We start from the raw sequence: 21,094 nt of genomic DNA on the forward strand, positions 1-21,094 counted from the left end.
ACTACTATTAATCTATTATCTTTTTAAACGAGAAAAAAGTTTCTTCACCTTATCCAATATAGTACAACGCTCCAGATTTGTCATACCCACATATAGAACAACCATTGAAACCGACACAATTCCAACCACAATTGAAATCACTAAACGAAAAAATGTTTGTGGTAAAGTATAAACTACGATAAGGGAAGGTATTATTGATATAATTGCAACTGCAAATATTGGACGAATTACATCTCTCATATATCGTCTAGTACTCAAACCTACCATTTCTTTCAACAAAAACATTCGAACTACAATTATCGTAGCTTTTATCACTATATAAAGATAATAGGTAGAAACAACTTGTGCACCCCAAAAGAACAACAACCATGTAAAAGGAAATTCCAAAAAACCGATTGGAGTAATGATTAGTGCATATTTTTTTAACCTACCAGTTGCAATGCAAGCAGTATAACCTGATGAACCCACAGTATCAATAATACCCATTATCAATGAAAGTTGTACGAAAATAACAGTGTAATCAGGTACAGTAGTAAGCCAAATTTCTAAAACGGTTTTCGCCTCACAAATAAGAGGTAAAACCATAATAAGCATCATGAAAAAGGAAAATTTCGCACCACGACAAATTAAACCATACAAAGAATCTGTATCTCCTCCTGCATAACTTTTGGTAATCTGGGGATTTACAGCCATTGTAAAATTATTAACAAACGTCAATACAGCTCCTTCTACTTGAGTTGCTAATCCACGGGCTGCGTTAACTGACACACCAAAAAAAACATTAATGAGCATATTAACTCCCTGATTGTTAAAAACATGAACAGTATTGGTAAAAAAGCTCCATCCCGAAAAACCCAACATCTCTTTAAACACACTCTTATCAAATACCAATTCACCTTTTGTTTCTTGAAATTTCTTTTGACAGTAGTATACATAAATAAATCGGATAATCAAGGCAGAAACAGTCATAAGTATAGAGAAAAATACAAGCTTGTCAATAGGAGCAATAATAAGACACAAGCATATTCCCAATTTCAACAATACATCTATAATACTTATATAAGCAAAAGCTGTCATATGCTCGTGAGCTATAATACAAGCATTATAAGGCACAGCAATAAGGTTAATACAAAATGTAAACAATGAACACTGCAATACCCAAATAGCCGCTGTCACACGTTCTTCTGGTATTGTCATCTCTTCATTAATAAACCACATAGCAACTATTTCGGCTATAAGCAATACTATAACTGAAATACCAAATTGAATGATAACACTAGTAGAAAATATACGACGGAGTTTTTCCTTGTTCCCCTTTCCTATTTCAAACGTAATAAAACGGCTAATAGAAGTAGACAAAGCATTAGACATCAATGAGAACATTGCTACCAAACCACCAATTACACTATAAATACCATAATCATCTACTCCCAATTGTTTCAACATGACTCTACTGGTATAGAGATAAATGAGCATTATTACGATAGATCTCAAATAAAGTATTATCGTGTTTTTTGCTATGCGTTTATTTGAACTAGACATTTTTAATTACAGAATAATCCCTCCCCATTTAACAAACTTCTATTTTTGATTCTCACTATCATACAAGACTGCATATATCTTTATATACAGAGAATAAATTCTAGCATTTAGCCAAGTCAACAATCTAAAATTAAGTTTCAATCCTTTAGTAACAATTTATAAAATAAAAATATAAGGAATTACAAGAAACATTTCACACAAAAAGAGTTTTTATCTTGCTGATATCTGATTTTAATGTATGTGGTTCAAAAATACCTTTAAATATTTCTATTACAATTTTATATTTAACTTTCCTTTATCTTATGTTCTCCATAACCGTAGCCATAACCATATCGTTTACCATAACCGTAATACTTACCATATTTTCCATAACCATGGTAATAACCATATTTTCTTTTCTGCAAATCTAAACCATTAATAGCAACACACAGATTAGGTAATTTATTATTTCCAGTAAGCTCATTAATCAAAATGAATTCATCCTTACGAGTGTAATCGGCACGACATACATAGACAGACAAATCTGCAATACGTCCTATAAGCAAAGTATCAGTTACCATACCTACCGGTGCCGTATCCAATATTACATAATCAAAATTCTTCTTCAACGTTTCGATAGCCTTATCTAGTCCGTCACGAGCCAATAATTCTGTCGGATTAGGAGGAACAGTTCCACCAAGGAGAATGAACAGATTCTTGTTTATATCGGAAGGCTGTACCAAATCCATCAGATTCGTTGTCGGATTGGTCAGAAACTGGGTAATACCATGTTCCTTTTTGGAAATATTAAAAACCTTATTCAATCCCGGTTTACGAATGTCAAGACCTACTATCACAACCTTTTTCCCTAACAAAGAAAGACTAATAGCCAAATTAGATGATACAAAAGACTTACCTTCACCACTAATGGTAGAAGTCACCAAAATCACATTCTTGCCATTTTCAAGTATAAACTGAAGGTTAGTACGAACATTTCGGAAAGTCTCACTCATCAGATTATTCTGATTCTCAAATACAGCTATAGAACCGGACTTCTCATCTGCTAACGGAATATCACCAATGACAGGAAGCGAGGTTAGCTTTTCAACATCAGCACGTCCCTCAATTTTGAATTTAGTCAATCCAATCAAATAAATGATACCTACCGGAAGACCTACCCCCAGCAACAAGGCAGCAAGATAGACCATCATTTTCTTAGGAGAAACCGGATTATTATCTGCTAACGCTTCATCAATAATCTTGGCATTATTTGCAGTAGCTGCCAAAGTGATAGCATTCTCCTCACGTTTTTGTAGTAACATCAAATATAATCCAGCCTTGATTTCCTGCTGACGAGCGATACTCACAAACTGACGTTCTTGAGTCGGCGCATCGTTAATACGACGAGAATAACGACCAGCTTCACGGGCTAAATCTTCTTTGGTAATCTGTAATCCTTTCAATGTAGCATCCAACGTAGCTTGTACATTACTTCGCATCGCACGGATACTGGTATCCAAATTTATGATTGTTGGGTTATTCTCTGTTGATGTACGAAGCAAGCGTTTCCTTTCAACCAACATTTCATTATATCTATCTATTGCACCTGCTGATGCTGCATCTTGTAACCCAATATTACTTGGTAATACCTCATATTCATTACCCTTCATATAGCGTTGCAAATCCATAACCAGATTGATTTGGGTCTGGTTTTCCACACGCTTCTTTTCATATTCCGCATTACCAGTTAAGGCTATTTGTGCTTCACTACTCAAATCTGTAATTCCCGCGCTACGTTTGAAATTCTCCAAGTCTTGTTCCGTACTACCAAGTTCCTTTGAAATAATTCCAATACGTTCATTAATAAATTCTGCAGTTTTTTGGGCTACCTCATTCTTGTCATTATTGGCATTGATATTATACATCTCAAGCAGCTTATTTATGAAATCCTTACCACGCCGAGTATTTGAGTTTCTCAATGATATAACCACAACAGAAGTCATCTTCGATGTGGGAGATATTGACAAAGAATTAGTATATCCTTTCGCTACAGAAGAAGGACTGTTGATGAAAGCAGTAATATGACGTTCCTGTGTCACACTTTCCGGACGAACAGATGACAGTGTATCATTATTTGCAAAGAAGGCGACTGTACCCTCATCTGTCGGAAATACGGCAGGTAATTTTTCAAATTGTTTCCGATATTCCTTTTCCCCCATTATAATCTGTACATCCATCGCACCCGCAGGTTGCAAAGTCATATTTACCTCCATTGAATGCGGTAGTTTGTCCGCTTCCTGCGGAGTTAGGCTCACCACTACAGGCGAAGTACGGTAAAGTTCCCTACTGGGAAACTCATCTTCATCCTTATAAGTCACAAACAAACCTAAATGATTGACCACCTCTCTTGCTAATGACTTAGAACGTAAGACTTCTATTTCATTGTCTACATTATTTGACGAAGAGACAAAACCATCCAGTCCCATTCTTTCCAGTTCAGAGGACATACTTGCCCCACTGCCTTTCTTATCATCCTTAATCAAGACAGTGGCGGAAATATTATAAACTGGTGTTGCTAGTCGCAAGTACCCCCATGCACAGGCGATACAAATAACTACCGATACTATAAACCAAGGCCAGTGAATCAGATAACGAAAAAGAATTTCCTGAATATTCACCTGCTCTTCTGATTGCTCACCCCGTTTTTCTCTTTTTTCCTCAATCATATGATGCTACTATTTGAAGATTGTTACTAATAAACTCGCCAGTGATACCAGAATAGACGTAGCGGAGAACCACAAACTAGTACTGTTACCGATATCGGAGTTACGTGCTTTTGCTTTATTAGGAGTCACATAAACAATGTCATTCTGCTGTAACCAGTAATATGGAGAAAGAATTGTCTCTGCTTTGTTTAAATCTAACGTCACAATCTCCTGTTTGCCATTAGCGCCCTCACGAATCAGTTTGACATTATCACGAACTCCCCAGACAGTCATATCACCTGCCATAGCAAGAGCTTCCAACAGATTCACTTTTTCATTGCTGATCGTAAATGTACCGGGACGGGCAACTTCACCCAGTACAGAAATTTTATAATTTACCATGCGAACTGTTACGATCGGAGTTTCTTTGATATAGGGTTTTAGTTTATCCACTATCAGTTGTTCAGCCTCTCTCTTCGTTAGTCCTCCTACATTCAATTCACCCAAAACAGGAAAATTAATCTTTCCTTCATTATCCACTAGATAAGGTTGTAGAACCGGCTGAACAGTCAACTGCGAATTTCCAGTAGCCACACTAGCAGGGCTAGCTACCGTCAGATTGAAAGGAACCGCCAACTCCGGGCTAGTACACGAAACCACAATAGTAAGTAGATCTTTAGGCATTATTTTGGCGTCATACAAATTTTCCTGTTGAGCTGTCTGTTCCACAACTTCCACATCCTGCAAGTAAGGCACCTTTTTGTATGACTGACAAGACGCGAGTAGAAATATCGCAATCAGGCAGATAAGCACATTGCGTCCCATACTTTGCATACTCATATACATATAAAATGATTTATTCATAAAATTATTGAATTTATTATTCTTTATCCAGTATCTCAAATTTCGGAGAATTCTTTGACTTAAATTCCGGCACAACCCTTTTCATCAACCGCACGGTATCCATGATCTTTACCGCACGCGACAACTTTTCAAATTCTGCATAAGTATCAAGAATATCAGCATATTCATACCGACGAACTTTGGCGATCATGATTTTCTTATTTTCTGTCGGGATCGTATTTTCTTTATCGCTCAATACCTCTTCATAAAGCTTCTCACCCGGACGTAATCCCGTAAACTCTATCTTTATATCTTCATCCGGACGATACCCCGCCAATTCAATCATACGAGTCGCCAGATCAACGATCTTGACCGCTTTTCCCATCTCAAAAACAAAGATCTCATTACCCTCACCCATGGTAGCAGCCTCCATTACCAAACGGCAAGCTTCGGGAATGGTCATGAAGAAACGGATAATATCAGGATGAGTAACAGTGACAGGACCACCATTCTCTATCTGTTCTTTAAAACGAGGAATGACAGAACCGTTACTACCCAATACATTACCAAAGCGGGTGGTGATAAATTTGGTATGACCTTTCACTTTTCCTTCACGGATAGCACATCCCAGACTTTGAACATAGATTTCAGCTAAACGCTTGGAACAGCCCATTACATTAGTAGGATTTACAGCTTTATCCGTAGACACCATAATCATCTTTTCAGCACCATATTCCACAGCCATATCAGCCACCTGACGAGAACCGGTCACATTGACAAGTACAGCCTCACAAGGATTTTCTTCCATCAATGGTACATGTTTATAAGCGGCGGCATGAAAGACGATTTGAGGATGATACAATTCGAATACCATACGAACGCGTTCCTTCACACGCACATCACCAATCACCGGAACAAAATCTATATTTGGATATTTTTTCTCAAACTCAAGACGGACATTATGCAAAGGTGTTTCTGCAGAGTCGAACATGATAAGTTTCTGAATTCCCATCTGCACTAATTGACGGCAAAGTTCACTACCAATACTGCCTGCCGCACCAGTCACCAACACCACTTTTCCCCTGAATTCTTCTGCAACCTGACGAAGGTTGATATTAATTTCGGCACGACCCAACAAATCCTCAATCTTAATAGGACGTACCCACTGATGAAAGTTTCCGTCAGAATCCGCTTCACTGATAGTAGGAGCTATCAATGTTTTAAGTTCATTGTTTTTACAATATTCCAGAAGGCGTTTTTCTTCCAGGCGGGTATCTTCATAACGGGCAAACAGAATCCCCTTAATTCCGCGCTTCCGCATGATATAATCAACATCCGATTCATTTTCAAAGTAATAAACGGGAAGATCTGCCAATCGGCGTCGGCTGTTATTTTTACCATATACATAAAAACCGGTTACTTTATAATGTGCACTATCCCTAAGACGTAACTTCAAGGCTACACTCTCTTCATTAGTACCATAAATAAGAATACGTGTGTTCTTTTTATTCACCCAATCCAATAAAAAATCATAGACGATTATCAATGATACACGAAAGGTCGTCAAGATCACTAAAGTCAATAAACCATCAAATAGAAGATAGGATATTTTATAATTATATGGCAATTGGGTCTCATATATAACTCCAAAAGAAATAATGACCAAACAGGCTATTTTAAATAAAACGGCACACATGATACGCCAAAGTTCACGTGCCTGTGAGAAACGAATTGTATTACGATAAGTATGGAATAATAAAGAGCCCGCAACACTTGCCACCAAAGAAACGCAAGCAAATTTACAGAGCATCCAGTCGGTCATTGGAACATGCGCCATATAATGAATTACCGCATAAGCGACCAACGAACATAATACAGAAATTGCCGTGTCAATACCTAAAATAACCCAATAACTGAAATAATTTTTGCGGACATATTGCACTATGTCCTTCAATGTTTTTTCCATTATAGTATAAATGAATAAAATAATATTTCGAAATTTGATTTATCTGATTGATTATGATCAGTACAAGGACTATGACTACGATTTCCATGTTGGTGTAGCCCAACAAAGAATCCCTTCATCTTTCGATACGTACATACATTTCTACACTATATCTTTTGTAAAGATATAATTCATAATACTTTATGGATTTTTATTTTTGAGAGAGGTCATCGATAAATATATCCACTGTTTGGTTACCGATGTCAGATAGACTGCCTGCTATTTTACAGACTTTCATTACATTTTTGCAGTAAAATCCCCATACCCCTATAAAATAGATTGATTACTCAATCACGTAAATCCCCATTTTCAGATACCGGCTCTACACACCCAGCCGGTATATCTACACATGCACACCCTAACATTGTCAATCGAACAGCAACTTTCGATTTCCCATTCACATGTACTAATTCCCCTTCCAATCCTGCCAATGGTCCCTTGATTACCCGTATTTTCTCTCCCGGAGCCAATGGCGATGTACTCATGCTAATCGTCTCATCCGAGTAATCGAGCATAAACTTAAATCGCAACATTTGTTGATCAGGAATAACAGCCGGAGTACTCTCCCCACGTAATACCATGTAACGGCTGATAGAAGATAAAGTCAGGACTTCTTTTTGTTCTTGCAGATCAACGTGAACGAAAATCATCATCGGAAGCAGTACCCGGTCGACAATTTTACGGCGGTCGCTCCATTGATGGACTTCTTGTTGAATTGGAAGGAAATTTTCGATCCCCATTTTCGTAAGCCGCTCACCCGTTTTTTTCTCGTGACAAATACGTACGATTGCCACCAACCAACGTTTTGAGCGCGCTACGCTGCTGCCAATCACATCTGTTGGCAGAAGATTTCGATCGTCATTTTTCTTAATGATCATGTATTTTTACCCCTCATTTTTCCATACCCCTTAGGCAATGGATTGAATTCGGTGACAAAGATAGATAAAATTATAAATAGTAAACAAGAAAAAACGCTTTCTTTTTTTACATACAAATAGAAATATATAGTTAAGACTATCTTGGACGTGAAAAATCCGCTATCACATTGGTTCTATTTTACCACCCATATTTTGTACAACATCCCTAAACAAATCAGGCGCGGAAATTCCGCACCTGATTTCTATTCTTTCGATTTACTTACCACTTATAATTGATACCGAAGCTAAGCAATTCTTTCAACTGGAAGAAGCTGTCTCCTTCAGTCGGTTTCGAGCTATCGTCAAAACGGGTATGTATATAGAGCTTGGTAGAAAGATAACGGTTCAAAACGAAGTTGAATGTATTTTCCCATTCTACACGTGCCCAATGATAGTTGGTCAGATAATTGAGACGAGACTCTAAAGTTACTGCAGAGATGATGGTCCAGTTCAATGTGGATTGCAACTGGGAACCAAAGTCGTTTTTAGAGCATTTTCCTTTGTCTAAGCCAAACTTTGTTTCGTCTACTTCAGAATTACCGATATAACGCAAGTTATAAGTCAACGGCGCCATAAACACAGAAAGATTAAATTTCTTCTTACTCAATTTATAATCCATACCGACACTGACCGCCAAATCTGCCGGAGACATGAAAGATGAAACCAATTCTTCGCTGTTAGCTTTATATCCATTGAAAAACTGTGTCTTAAACTCGGACGAAATGGTATAATACCAATTCTTGAAAGCTCTCAAACCTAATTTATTATACAAACGAAATTGGTCTGTATTGAACAGATATTTATGGTATTCATCTGACGGAGTGGAAGTCATACCTACTTTAGCTTCCAGCTGGTTCTCAAACAGCACCTTTTCATTGTCATTATAGTTGGCAAAAATCTGAAAAGTGGCTAATCCGGAGAAGTTACTTTCACCTCCCTTATACCAGTTATCCGAAAGGTGGTTCTGGCTAATCTGCAACGATCCGTTACCTCCGGTCACCCACCAGTTCGGCCGACTAATCTTCATATTGGCTTTCCCTACATTATCATCCATATTTTCCGGTTGAAACAGATGAATAACGTTTGCTTTGGGAGATATTTTCGGCTTCACATCGTGACGGAATACATCACGACTCATGATGCGGTCTTCTGTAGTGACAACCAAGTTCGGACGTTCCAAATAAAGATCCATCAATGCACTGTTCACTATTTTCTCGGCACGCTGGGTTTTGGTAAATGCCAGGGTATCATAAGGCAGAAGTTCCGCTGTCAGTTGAGGAGTGGTGTCCCATTGCATAGGCTTCCATTCCAATTTCGAATATTGTGCCATCGGAGCATAATAATATGCCAATGGTGTGAACAGACGAAAATAATCGGGATCAGACGGAATATAACGTGGCGGCACAGACAGGTCGTTCAAATAATCTAATTGCGCGACATACTTATTATATAAATAAGAAACGGTATCCAGTTTCGGAGTCGGCCCCGACATATTCAGTTTGAGCATCAAATATTTCTGAAGCTCCGCCGAAAGCGTATCTGCTTTCACAACTCTGGCTTTTGCCACAACTGTTGAAGATTTAACCGTTTTGGCAGGTTTAATCACTTCAGGAGCAGGCTGCAGAGAGTCAGTCGAAAGTGGAGAGGGATCGACAGATTCCTGTGCAAAAAGCGATAACGATAAGATTGACAGAATAAACGCTGAACATAAAGTAGTAATTCTCATCATATTTGTCTATGGTTTAGGGTGCAAAGCTACATTATTTTGTTCAGAAATCATAGGATTCTTTTAAAATTGCATTTTTTAATAAAATTGTGGAGACGAAAGACTGTAATCTTCCTCTTTTTTTATAATTTTGCGGTTTTTAAGTTCGTAAGAATACTACTAAGTAAACAATTATTAAAACAGTTATAGCTGTGGGAGAAACAAAGTATATTTTCGTCACCGGTGGTGTTGCCTCTTCTTTAGGAAAAGGGATCATCTCATCATCCATCGGTAAGTTGCTGCAAGCAAGAGGTTATAATGTAACCATCCAGAAGTTTGACCCGTATATCAACATCGACCCGGGAACATTGAATCCTTATGAGCACGGAGAGTGCTATGTAACCGTAGACGGACACGAAGCCGACCTCGACCTGGGACATTATGAGAGATTCCTGGGAATACAAACGACAAAGGCGAACAACATTACTACGGGACGTATCTACAAGAGCGTCATTGACAAGGAACGTCGTGGAGATTATCTGGGTAAAACGATCCAGGTGATTCCTCACATCACAGACGAGATCAAACGGAATGTTAAACTGCTTGGTAATAAATACAAGTTTGATTTTGTGATTACTGAAATCGGTGGTACGGTAGGTGACATCGAATCACTCCCCTACCTCGAAAGTATCCGTCAGTTGAAATGGGAACTCGGTAAGAACGCTCTTTGCGTACACTTGACCTATGTTCCTTATCTTGCTGCTGCCGGAGAATTGAAAACAAAACCGACGCAACATTCTGTAAAGGAACTCCAAAGTGTGGGTATTCAGCCGGATGTACTGGTACTGCGTGCCGAGCATCCGCTAAGTGACGGACTGCGTAAGAAAGTGGCACAATTCTGTAATGTAGACGATAAAGCCGTCGTGCAGTCTATCGACGCGGAAACAATTTACGAAGTACCTATCCTGATGCAGGCGCAAGGGCTGGACAGCACTATCCTCGAAAAGATGGGACTGCCGGTAGGAGAAACTCCGGGACTCGGCCCATGGCGTAAATTCCTGGAACGTCGTCACGCTGCAGAGACTAAAGAACCGATCAATATTGCACTGGTTGGAAAATACGATTTGCAGGATGCTTACAAATCTATCCGTGAAGCTTTATCGCAAGCGGGTACTTACAATGACCGCAAAGTGGAAGTTCATTTCGTAAACAGCGAGAAACTGACAGATGAGAATGTAGCTGAAGCTTTGAAAGGTATGGCGGGCGTAATGATTGGTCCGGGATTCGGTCAACGGGGTATCGACGGCAAGTTTGTCGCTATCAAATATACACGTACACATGACATTCCGACTTTCGGTATTTGTCTGGGTATGCAATGTATTGCTATTGAGTTTGCACGCAACGTACTAGGATACGCAGATGCCAACTCACGTGAAATGGATGAAAAGACTCCGCACAACGTGATTGATATCATGGAAGAGCAGAAAGCAATCACCAATATGGGTGGTACGATGCGTCTGGGCGCTTACGAATGTGTATTGCAGAAAGGTTCGAAAGCATATCAGGCTTACGGACAGGAACATATTCAGGAACGTCACCGCCATCGCTATGAGTTCAACAATGATTATAAAGACCGATATGAAGCTGCCGGCATGAAATGTGTAGGTATCAACCCGGAATCGGATCTGGTAGAAATCGTTGAAATTCCGACTCTGAAATGGTTTGTCGGTACACAGTTCCATCCGGAATATGGTAGTACGGTACTGAACCCTCATCCGTTGTTCGTTGCATTTGTGAAAGCTGCCATCGAAAACGAAAAAGCAACGGTGAACGGCTAACGATACGTGGTAAACAACCGGTAGTTTGTAATTTATATAATTTGTAATTAAAATAAGAATGGATAAAAACACCATCACAGGTCTCGTTCTGATAGGTATATTATTGGTAGGATTCAGTTTTTTGAGCCGTCCAAGCGAGGAACAGATAGCTGCGCAAAAGAAATACTACGATTCTATTGCCGTGGTACAGCAGCAGGAGGAAGCGTTGAAGGCTAAAACGGAAGCTGCACTGGCTAACAGCCAAAAAGAGGTGGCATCGGCTGCCGATTCTTCTGCTTTGTTTTTCAATGCCTTGCATGGAACCGACTCTAAAATCAGCATCCAGAATAATGTAGCGGAAATCACTTTCACAACCAAAGGCGGACGTGTCTATTCAGCCATGCTGAAAGATTATATGGCACAGGACAAAAAGACGCCGGTCATGTTGTTCGACGGTGACGATGCTTCGATGAACTTCAACTTTTACAACAAGGCAGGAGCCATCCAGACCAAAGATTATTTCTTTGAAGCTGTGAACAAGACGGACAGTAGTGTTACAATGCGTCTGGCTGCAGATAGCGCAAGCTATATCGATTTCATCTATACGCTGAAACCGGATAGCTACCTGATGAACTTTGAAATCAAAGCGACAGGCATGGAAGACAAGTTGGCTAGTACTAAGTATGTGGACATCGACTGGTCACAACGTGCCCGCCAACTGGAAAAAGGATTCACTTATGAGAATCGTCTGTCGGAACTGACTTATAAAGTAACAGGTGACAATGTAGACAACTTGTCTGCTGCCAAAGATGACAGTCAGGATTTGCCGGGACGCATTGATTGGATAGCTTTCAAGAATCAGTTCTTCTCGTCTGTATTTATCGCTGAACAGGATTTCGACAAGGTTTCCGTTAAGTCAAAAATGGAACAACAGGGAAGCGGATATATCAAAGATTATTCTGCTGAAATGAATACTTTCTTTGATCCGTCAGGCAAAGAACCGACAGAGATGTACTTCTACTTCGGTCCGAACCACTTCAAGACGCTGAAAGCGCTGGATAAAGGACGTGACGAGAAATGGGAGCTTCACCGACTGGTTTACCTGGGTTGGCCGCTGATTCGCTGGATTAACCAGTTTATCACGATCAACGTATTCGACTGGTTGTCCGGCTGGGGATTGAGCATGGGTATCGTTCTGTTGATTCTGACTATTATGGTGAAAGTGCTGGTTTATCCGGCTACCTGGAAAACGTACATGTCTTCTGCCAAGATGCGTGTATTGAAACCGAAAATTGACGAAATCAACAAGAAATATCCGAAACAGGAAGATGCAATGAAGAAACAGCAGGAGGTGATGGGCCTTTACAGCCAGTACGGGGTAAGCCCGATGGGCGGCTGTCTGCCGATGTTATTGCAGTTTCCTATCCTGATGGCTTTGTTTATGTTCGTGCCGAGTGCTATCGAGCTGCGTCAACAGAGTTTCTTGTGGGCGGACGACCTTTCTACTTATGATGCGTTCATCACATTCCCATTCCATATTCCGTTCCTGGGTAACCATCTTAGCTTGTTCTGCTTGCTGATGACAGTAACCAATATTCTGAACACAAAGTACACAATGTCTATGCAGGATACCGGAGCGCAGCCACAAATGGCGGCTATGAAATGGATGATGTATCTGATGCCGATTATGTTCTTGTTCGTCTTGAACGATTATCCGTCAGGTTTGAACTATTACTACTTCGTGTCAACGCTGATTAGTGTGGGTACTATGATTCTGCTTCGTAGAACGACTGACGAAACTAAATTGTTGGCTATTCTTGAAGCGAAAAAGAAAGACCCGAAACAAATGAAAAAGACCGGATTTGCTGCTCGCCTGGAGGCGATGCAAAAGCAACAAGAGCAATTGCAGCAGCAAAGACAGAATAAAAAATAAGGAGTAATTCCTGAATCATATTCTAAGAAAGCCGGACATCCTATTTTGGTTGCCCGGCTTTCTTTCTCTAAAAAATAAAATAAGATGAAAACTAAATATTCTTATAAACAAATCTGGACAATCTCCTACCCTATCCTAATCAGTCTGATTATGGAACAGATGATTGGTATGACGGACACTGCTTTTCTGGGACGTGTCGGAGAAATCGAATTAGGTGCTTCCGCCATTGCAGGTGTATATTACCTTGCCATTTTCATGATGGCATTCGGTTTCAGCATCGGTGCCCAGATATTAATTGCGCGTCGCAATGGAGAAGGAAACTACAAGGAAATCGGACCCATTTTTTATCAGGGCATATATTTCCTGCTTGCCATGGCAGTGATTTTATTCACGTTCTCCATCGTATTCTCACCATATATCCTCAAGAATATCATTTCGTCTCCTCACATTTACGATGCAGCCGAGAGTTATATTCACTGGCGTGTGTACGGGTTCTTCTTCTCTTTTATCATGGTCATGTTCCGCGCCTTCTTTGTAGGTACGACGCAGACCAAGACGCTGACTTTGAACTCTATTGTGATGGTACTTTCGAATGTGGTATTCAATTATATCCTGATTTTCGGTAAATTCGGTTTCCCGCAATTGGGAATTGCCGGTGCTGCTATCGGCTCTTCGCTGGCTGAAATGGTATCGGTGATTTTCTTTATCATCTATACCTGGAAGCGGATTGACTGCAGGAAGTATGCATTGAATATACTGCCTAAGTTCCAAGGGAAAACACTGAAACGAATACTGAATGTTTCTGTGTGGACAATGATTCAGAACTTTGTTTCTTTGTCTACCTGGTTTATGTTCTTTCTATTTGTGGAACATTTGGGAGAGCGCTCTTTGGCAATCGCGAACATTATCCGAAACGTGTCGGGAATCCCGTTTATGATTGCAATGGCATTTGCATCCACCTGTGGTTCATTGGTCAGCAATCTGATCGGTGCAGGTGAACAGGATTGTGTACGGGGTACTATCAGGCAGCACATTCGCATTGGATATATATTTGTATTGCCAATTCTGATATTCTTCTGTCTATTTCCGGATCTGATCCTACGTATTTATACAGATATGCCGGATTTGAGAGCAGCATCCGTGCCTTCACTGTGGGTATTGTGTTCTGCCTATTTGGTACTGGTGCCTGCCAATGTTTATTTCCAATCGGTATCAGGTACAGGGAATACGCAGACTGCACTGGCTATGGAACTTTGTGTATTGGCTATCTACGTCACATACTCTGCATATTTCATCATGTACCTGCGGATGGACGTCGCATTTGCCTGGACAACGGAATGCGTATATGGTACTTTCACGCTGATGTTCTGCTACTGGTATATGAAGAAAGGAAACTGGCAGAAAAAGAAGATTTAAATCCTTTTTTCACTATCTTCGCAAGAAAATAAACATTTTATAAAATATATGAGACAAGCTAATTTAATTATGATGTCGGCGGCAATGTTGTTAGCTGCCTGCGGAGGAACCAAAGACGCAGGCAAGACAGATCAGGTGCTTATCGAGAAATCGGATATTAAGATCGAAGGGAAGCGCATGACTCCCGAAGCACTTTGGGCTATGGGACGTATCGGCGGATTCGCCGTATCGCCCGACGGAAAGAAAATTGCGTATACGGTAGCGTATTACAGCGTACCGGAAAACAAAAGTAACCGCGAAGTTTTCGTAATGAACGCAGATGGAAGCGAAAATCAACAAATCACTCGTACCCCGTATCAGGAAAATGAGGTGACTTGGATTAAGGGAGGCACCAAACTGGCATTCTTAAGTAATGACAACGGAAGCAGCCAGCTTTATGAAATGAATCCGGATGGTAGCGGGCGCAAGCAGCTGACCAACTACGACGGAGATATTGAAGGATATTCCATCTCACCAGATGGCAAAAAACTGCTGTTTATTTCACAAGTAAAGACGAAAGAAAGCACTGCTGATAAGTATCCGGACCTGCCGAAAGCTACCGGTATCATCGTTACCGACCTGATGTACAAACATTGGGATGAATGGGTGACAACCGCTCCGCATCCTTTTGTTGCCGACTTTGATGGTAACGGCATTTCCAATATTGTGGATATTCTGAACGACGAACCGTATGAAAGTCCGATGAAGCCTTGGGGTGGCATTGAGCAACTTGCCTGGAATATGACTTCGGACAAAGTGGCTTACACTTGCCGTAAAAAGACAGGACTGGAATATGCGATTTCTACCAACTCTGATATTTATATCTATGACTTGAATACTAAGAAAACAGAAAATATTACTGAAGAGAACAAAGGATATGATACCAACCCGCAATACTCACCGGACGGCAAGTATATTGCCTGGCAGAGCATGGAACGTGACGGATACGAAGCGGATTTGAACCGTCTGTTCATCATGAACCTGGAAACTGGCGAGAAGCGTTTTGTGAGTAAGACATTCGAATCGAATGTGGATGCTTTTGTCTGGGGAGCAGATGCTAAAGTGATCTATTTCACAGGTGTATGGCATGGAGAATCACAAATTTATGCGCTTGACCTGGCAAATGATTCGGTAAAGGCTATTACTTCAGGAATGTATGATTACGAAGGGGTAGCTCTTTTCGGAGATAAGCTGATTGCGAAACGTCATTCAATGAGTATGGGGGATGAGATTTACTCTGTGGCACTGGATGGTTCTACCACTCAACTGACACAGGAGAACAAACAAATCTATGACCAGTTGGAAATGGGTAAAGTGGAAGGTCGCTGGATGAAAACAACAGATGGTAAACAGATGTTGACATGGGTGATTTATCCTCCACAGTTTGATCCGAACAAGAAATATCCGACTTTACTGTTCTGCGAAGGAGGTCCGCAGAGTCCGGTAAGCCAGTTCTGGTCTTATCGCTGGAACTTCCAGATTATGGCAGCTAATGATTATATCATCGTTGCTCCGAACCGTCGCGGTTTGCCGGGATTCGGTGTGGAATGGAACGAACAGATTAGTGGCGATTACGGTGGCCAGTGTATGAAGGATTACTTCACTGCTATCGATGAAATGGCAAAAGAGCCGTATGTGGACAAAGATCGTCTGGGATGCGTAGGTGCCAGCTTCGGAGGATTCTCCGTATATTGGTTGGCCGGACATCACGACAAACGGTTCAAAGCGTTCATTGCTCATGATGGTATCTTCAACATGGAAATGCAATATCTGGAAACTGAAGAAAAATGGTTTGCCAACTGGGATATGGGAGGCGCATACTGGGAAAAACAGAATCCGGTGGCACAGCGTACGTTTGCCAACTCTCCTCACCTATTCGTAGAGAAATGGGATACTCCTATTCTCTGTATCCATGGAGAAAAAGACTACCGTATCCTGGCTAATCAGGCTATGGCTGCTTTTGATGCTGCCGTGATGCGTGGTGTTCCTGCAGAGCTGCTAATTTATCCGGATGAAAACCACTGGGTATTGAAGCCACAGAATGGGGTTCTATGGCAACGCACATTCTTTGAATGGTTGGACAAATGGGTGAAAAAAGCTCCGTCTAAATAAAATTTTACGTTAATTACATAGTAGAATAAACATAATAAACTAAAAGAAGCCCCTGTTCTCAATCTTTTGAGTTCAGGGGCTTCTCCATTGCATTCATCAAAATCGGCTAAAATTATAAAAAAGTTCGCTAAATTTACTCCGAATAAATATTTTCAATTTCTACAATATACATCTTATGGAAACCTCCATGAGCACCACCGTACCACTTCTCTATTGATTCTTTATCCAGAAAACATTCCGGTTTGATAGTGTCAGCATAAAGTTTCTTACATTCCAGACTCAAACGTGCCTGCTCGAACAGGACATTTCCTTTTTCTGTAAATACAGGTTTCAATCCGGTTTCTTTTACTTTATCTATATTACGTCCCGACTTGGAGCCACAAACAGCGTGAATTTTCTTATTTTCTTCTCCTAAGAAAGAAAGTGTCAGGTAATCGTTCTTCTCTACAAACTCGTATGTATACCGTTCGGGACGGATAAAAACGAAAGCAACCGGTTTATTCCACAACCAGCCGATGCCACCCCAACTTGCTGTCATCGTGTTAAACTTCTCTTTTGTTCCGGCTGTAACCAGCATCCACTCTTTTCCAATCGCTTCGAAAAAATTTTCTTTCAAATCTTTTACTTCTAATTTCTTCATCTCTTTATTCGTAAATATGTATTCATAATTAGTTTATATAATAATTTAGGCACGGATTACACAGATTAACACGGTTACTTTGCAACAATAACAACACTAAAAACCGTGAAATCCGTACCTAGAAAAATAACGATTAATTCATGGCAGGTACTTATCTAATTATTTCTGTTTATTCAATTTCACAATCTCTCCCAAATAGGGAATCTTCACCGGAATCTTCCGTTTCTTAGCCTCTGTTGCGAAGACTTTCGGGGGATCATGCAAAGGCTCGTCAGACAAATCGAATGTGCCATAATGCATGGGAATGGTAAGACCAGCATGCATTTCCTCGGCGGCAGTCAATGATTCGTAAGGCGATATATGATTGGGACGCATAAACCAGCGAGGTTTGTATGCCCCGATGCCTAACAAAGCATAATCCGGTGCTCCGAACAGATCGGGAATCTCACGGAAGTGACTGGAATAACCTGTATCACCGCTATAATAAAGAGAAATTCCATTTCCTTGCAGCATGAAAGCTCCCCACAGTCGCTGGCCACCATCACGTACGGAACGTTTGCTCCAGTGTTGTGCCGGTAGAAAAGTAATCTTCAATCCCTCATCTTCCATTTGTTGATACCATCCGGCTTCAATCACTTTCATTTCGGGAAACCATCCCTGAATCAGCTCACCGGTTCCCAAGCCGCAAAAGAGTTTCATTTGCGGGTTATTCTTCAGTAAACGGGCTATACTCTGTTTATCCAAATGATCGAAATGGTCATGGCTGACAAGTAGATAATCAATCCCTGTAAATATGTCAGGATTAGCGGGAAACTCGCTCTGTCTCTTCACAAAAGGAATACTGCCGAACACAGGATCGAACATGATTCGTTTACCTGCTAACTGGAGAAAGAAAGAATTATGTCCGAGCCATATCAGGGAATCTCCCACCACTGCATCCAATGAACGGAGATAACAAACCTTTGGATCCCATTTCACCGTTTTCTTCTCTTTGCGTTGGGGATTGGGCGAAAGACGCCATTTCAGTACACTCCCCATCCCCGGACGGAAGCGATGCTGCCGATTAAAAAAACGCCCGCGCACCATCGGATTTCCTCTCCAATAAGGGTTGACTGTCGCTAAACGTTCGTTTCTCCTAAAACATATATGTTCACCCATTTTTATTTCCTGAATACGTATTTACAAACTTACTAATAAATTCTCGATTTACGATGAATTAGAGTAAACAAAAAATGTACCCCGGACACACTATCGGGGTACATTTACTTATAAAAGAATAAATATTATCCTTTTTTATATAGAATGAGACTTCGTTAAGAGCAGTGCAAGCCATACAAAGGCAGTTGCCAGCCAAGAGCTGAAAGATTAATAATCATTATGACTGCACCCAATATCCATAGAATCAATAGCGACCATTTCAAGCCTGCTCCCATCGGCGACCAATGGAATAACTGCCGCAAGATAGTATACAAGAAAGCTCCTAATGGAATACCGATGAGGGCAACTCCGGCAATCGTACCCAGTAGTGTCATCATTGGCGATAAAGAAGTAACCGGCATCCAGTCAATGGCAGGCAGCATCTGGTAAAGTAATGCTCCTCCGCTAACTGCCACGGCAATTGCTGCAAACACCAGCGCTACTAGTACAACGGCCAGTACGAACAAGACAGGACAGCAGAGAATGACAAGAGCCACCAGAAATATTTTAAAGAGAACAGCAGCAATGGAAACAAATACATCCCCTATCTTTTGAAGAAAGGTACGAGGTTTGCCGGAGTTCATATAGTTGTTAACTCCGTCCGCTACACGTTCGAAACCGTCTGTCACTGTTTTGCCAATATTCTCAATGGTCACTGCTTCTCCACGCATACTCAATTTTTCCGCGGCAGTACGGGCTTCCGGAATAACGATCCATCCGATAATATAAAGTATAATCATCGGGCAATAAGGTACAAATACAAGGATAATCATCAATATACGCACTAATGTGATGTCCCAACCGAAGTAAGCTGCCAATCCTGCCGCTACGCCTCCCAACAATTTATTATCCGGATCACGAAACCAGCGGCGTTGAGCAGCGGTTTGCGTACTGCCTTGATTAGCGGACGATGTTTGTTCCGTTCTTTTCTGTGAGTCCATATCCTCATCAGCAATTCCAAAGTCTTCCGGTTTGCCGACACGAGCGATAATTTCTTCTACATCCGAAACTGTGATGACCTGTTTTCCTTCAGTTACTTTCTCTGCAAACAGTTCGGCAATACGCATCTCAATATCGTTTACGATCTCTTCCGCACCCTCCTGTTTACGAAAGTAATGCTTCAAATTAGACAGATAATTATCTAACAGTCGGTAGGCATCGTCATCTATATGATAGACAATTCCTCCTAAATTTATGGTCAATGTCTTTTTCATTTTTATTTCTTCTTTTTCGGATTATCTATTGGCTATATGATTCACTGTATCGTTAAGTTCTTTCCAGGAAATTTCCAGCTCTCCCAAAAAGACTTCTCCTTGTTCAGTGAGTTTATAGTATTTGCGGGGAGGTCCCTGGGTAGATTCTACCCACTCATAACTTAACAGGTCATCATTTTTCAGACGGGTAAGCAATGGATACAAGGTGCCTTCCACTACAATCAGTTGGGCTTCTTTCAATTTCTGAATAATATCAGAAGCATAAGCGGGCTCCTTGTGCAACAAAAGCATGATACAATATTCAAGCATGCCTTTCCTCATCTGTGATTTTACATTGTCTACTTTCATTATTCACTTCTTTTAGATGCACAAATATATGCATTACTTTAGTACCTTGCATTACAAAGTACTATAAATTAATAATAATTAAAACATTAGAGACTCTCCACCTTATTATAAAAAGAAATAATGGCTATATTTGTGCCCGTTAAACCAAGAAATAGAAAATACATATGTTTACAATTCGAAAAGCAACGGTAGCCGATTGCGAGCTTATTCATAAGATGGCAAAGGAGGTATTCCCCGCCACCTACAAGGAAATTTTATCTCCCGAACAACTGGATTATATGATGGACTGGATGTATGCACCTTCCAATGTGCGCAAACAAATGGAGGAAGAGGGACATGTGTACTCCATTGCTTATAAAGAGAATGAACCATGCGGATACGTTTCCATTCAACAACAGGAAAAGGATGTATTCCATCTTCAGAAGATATATGTCCTCCCCCGTTTTCAGGGCACGCATTGCGGCAGTTTTTTATTCAAGGAAGCAATCAAGTGTATCAAAGAAATACACCCGGGATCTTGTTTGATGGAGCTCAACGTAAATCGTAATAATAAGGCTTTGCAGTTTTACGAGCACATGGGAATGAGAAAGTTGCGGGAAGGTGATTTCCCGATTGGTAACGGGTATTATATGAATGATTATATTATGGGACTAGATATTTGATATACCAAAATGCCGACCAA

General features: G+C 40.6%; 15 protein-coding genes. 5 read left to right on the plus strand and 10 right to left on the minus strand.

The annotated features are described in order from the left end of the window. Positions 1–15: 15 nt before the first annotated feature. From HMPREF9010_RS16115 to HMPREF9010_RS16090, 6 genes are all read right to left on the minus strand, one after another. Positions 16–1,542 (minus strand): oligosaccharide flippase family protein, encoded by a 1,527-nt coding sequence (locus HMPREF9010_RS16115; RefSeq protein WP_008648198.1) that lies wholly within the window; start codon positions 1,540–1,542, stop codon positions 16–18. Positions 1,543–1,826: 284 nt separating this feature from the next. Continuing rightward, positions 1,827–4,247, minus strand: a complete 2,421-nt coding sequence (locus tag HMPREF9010_RS16110; protein ID WP_008648200.1) for a GumC family protein — start codon at positions 4,245–4,247, stop codon at positions 1,827–1,829. Positions 4,248–4,256: 9 nt separating this feature from the next. Continuing rightward, positions 4,257–5,090: a polysaccharide biosynthesis/export family protein gene (locus HMPREF9010_RS16105; RefSeq protein WP_032852519.1), complete on the minus strand. Its 834-nt coding sequence runs from the start codon at positions 5,088–5,090 to the stop codon at positions 4,257–4,259. A 16-nt stretch (positions 5,091–5,106) separates the two neighbouring features. Continuing rightward, positions 5,107–7,035: a polysaccharide biosynthesis protein gene (locus HMPREF9010_RS16100; RefSeq protein WP_008648204.1), complete on the minus strand. Its 1,929-nt coding sequence runs from the start codon at positions 7,033–7,035 to the stop codon at positions 5,107–5,109. 326 nt (positions 7,036–7,361) lie between these two features. Continuing rightward, a complete protein-coding gene (locus HMPREF9010_RS16095) occupies positions 7,362–7,952 on the minus strand; it encodes a UpxY family transcription antiterminator (protein ID WP_004299971.1) in 591 nt (196 codons plus the stop codon). Positions 7,953–8,211: 259 nt separating this feature from the next. Next, a complete protein-coding gene (locus HMPREF9010_RS16090) occupies positions 8,212–9,720 on the minus strand; it encodes a DUF3078 domain-containing protein (protein ID WP_008648207.1) in 1,509 nt (502 codons plus the stop codon). A gap of 188 nt (positions 9,721–9,908) precedes the next feature. On the opposite strand from HMPREF9010_RS16090, the gene HMPREF9010_RS16085 reads away from it, so the two are divergent. The 4 genes from HMPREF9010_RS16085 to HMPREF9010_RS16070 all read left to right on the plus strand — a co-directional run bounded on the left by HMPREF9010_RS16085 (position 9,909) and on the right by HMPREF9010_RS16070 (position 17,013). Continuing rightward, positions 9,909–11,534: a CTP synthase gene (locus HMPREF9010_RS16085; protein WP_004299973.1), complete on the plus strand. Its 1,626-nt coding sequence runs from the start codon at positions 9,909–9,911 to the stop codon at positions 11,532–11,534. Between the two features lie 58 nt (positions 11,535–11,592). Then, complete coding sequence (gene yidC / locus HMPREF9010_RS16080; protein ID WP_008648209.1) at positions 11,593–13,446, plus strand: membrane protein insertase YidC; 1,854 nt, start codon at positions 11,593–11,595, stop codon at positions 13,444–13,446. Between the two features lie 84 nt (positions 13,447–13,530). Continuing rightward, positions 13,531–14,862, plus strand: a complete 1,332-nt coding sequence (bexA, locus tag HMPREF9010_RS16075; protein ID WP_008648211.1) for a multidrug efflux MATE transporter BexA — start codon at positions 13,531–13,533, stop codon at positions 14,860–14,862. A gap of 48 nt (positions 14,863–14,910) precedes the next feature. After that, the gene (locus HMPREF9010_RS16070) at positions 14,911–17,013 is read left to right on the plus strand and encodes an alpha/beta hydrolase family protein (protein WP_008648213.1); all 2,103 of its coding nucleotides are present in this window, start codon (positions 14,911–14,913) and stop codon (positions 17,011–17,013) included. Between the two features lie 133 nt (positions 17,014–17,146). Here the strand turns inward: HMPREF9010_RS16070 and HMPREF9010_RS16065 are convergent, their stop codons facing one another. The 4 genes from HMPREF9010_RS16065 to HMPREF9010_RS16050 form a co-directional block, all read right to left on the minus strand. Next, positions 17,147–17,653, minus strand: coding sequence for a flavin reductase family protein (locus HMPREF9010_RS16065; protein WP_004299977.1), 507 nt, complete (start codon positions 17,651–17,653; stop codon positions 17,147–17,149). A 159-nt stretch (positions 17,654–17,812) separates the two neighbouring features. Beyond that, positions 17,813–18,811, minus strand: coding sequence for an MBL fold metallo-hydrolase (locus HMPREF9010_RS16060; RefSeq protein ID WP_004309258.1), 999 nt, complete (start codon positions 18,809–18,811; stop codon positions 17,813–17,815). Positions 18,812–18,966: 155 nt separating this feature from the next. Then, positions 18,967–20,064, minus strand: coding sequence for a PspC domain-containing protein (locus HMPREF9010_RS16055; protein WP_008648216.1), 1,098 nt, complete (start codon positions 20,062–20,064; stop codon positions 18,967–18,969). 21 nt (positions 20,065–20,085) lie between these two features. Continuing rightward, a complete protein-coding gene (locus HMPREF9010_RS16050) occupies positions 20,086–20,412 on the minus strand; it encodes a PadR family transcriptional regulator (RefSeq protein WP_004299980.1) in 327 nt (108 codons plus the stop codon). A gap of 164 nt (positions 20,413–20,576) precedes the next feature. On the opposite strand from HMPREF9010_RS16050, the gene HMPREF9010_RS16045 reads away from it, so the two are divergent. Next, a complete protein-coding gene (locus HMPREF9010_RS16045; RefSeq protein ID WP_004309259.1) occupies positions 20,577–21,074 on the plus strand; it encodes a GNAT family N-acetyltransferase in 498 nt (165 codons plus the stop codon). Positions 21,075–21,094 lie beyond the last annotated feature (20 nt).

The organism is Bacteroides sp. 3_1_23, from assembly GCF_000162555.1.
In the GTDB taxonomy this organism is placed as follows: Bacteria; Bacteroidota; Bacteroidia; order Bacteroidales; family Bacteroidaceae; genus Bacteroides; species Bacteroides ovatus.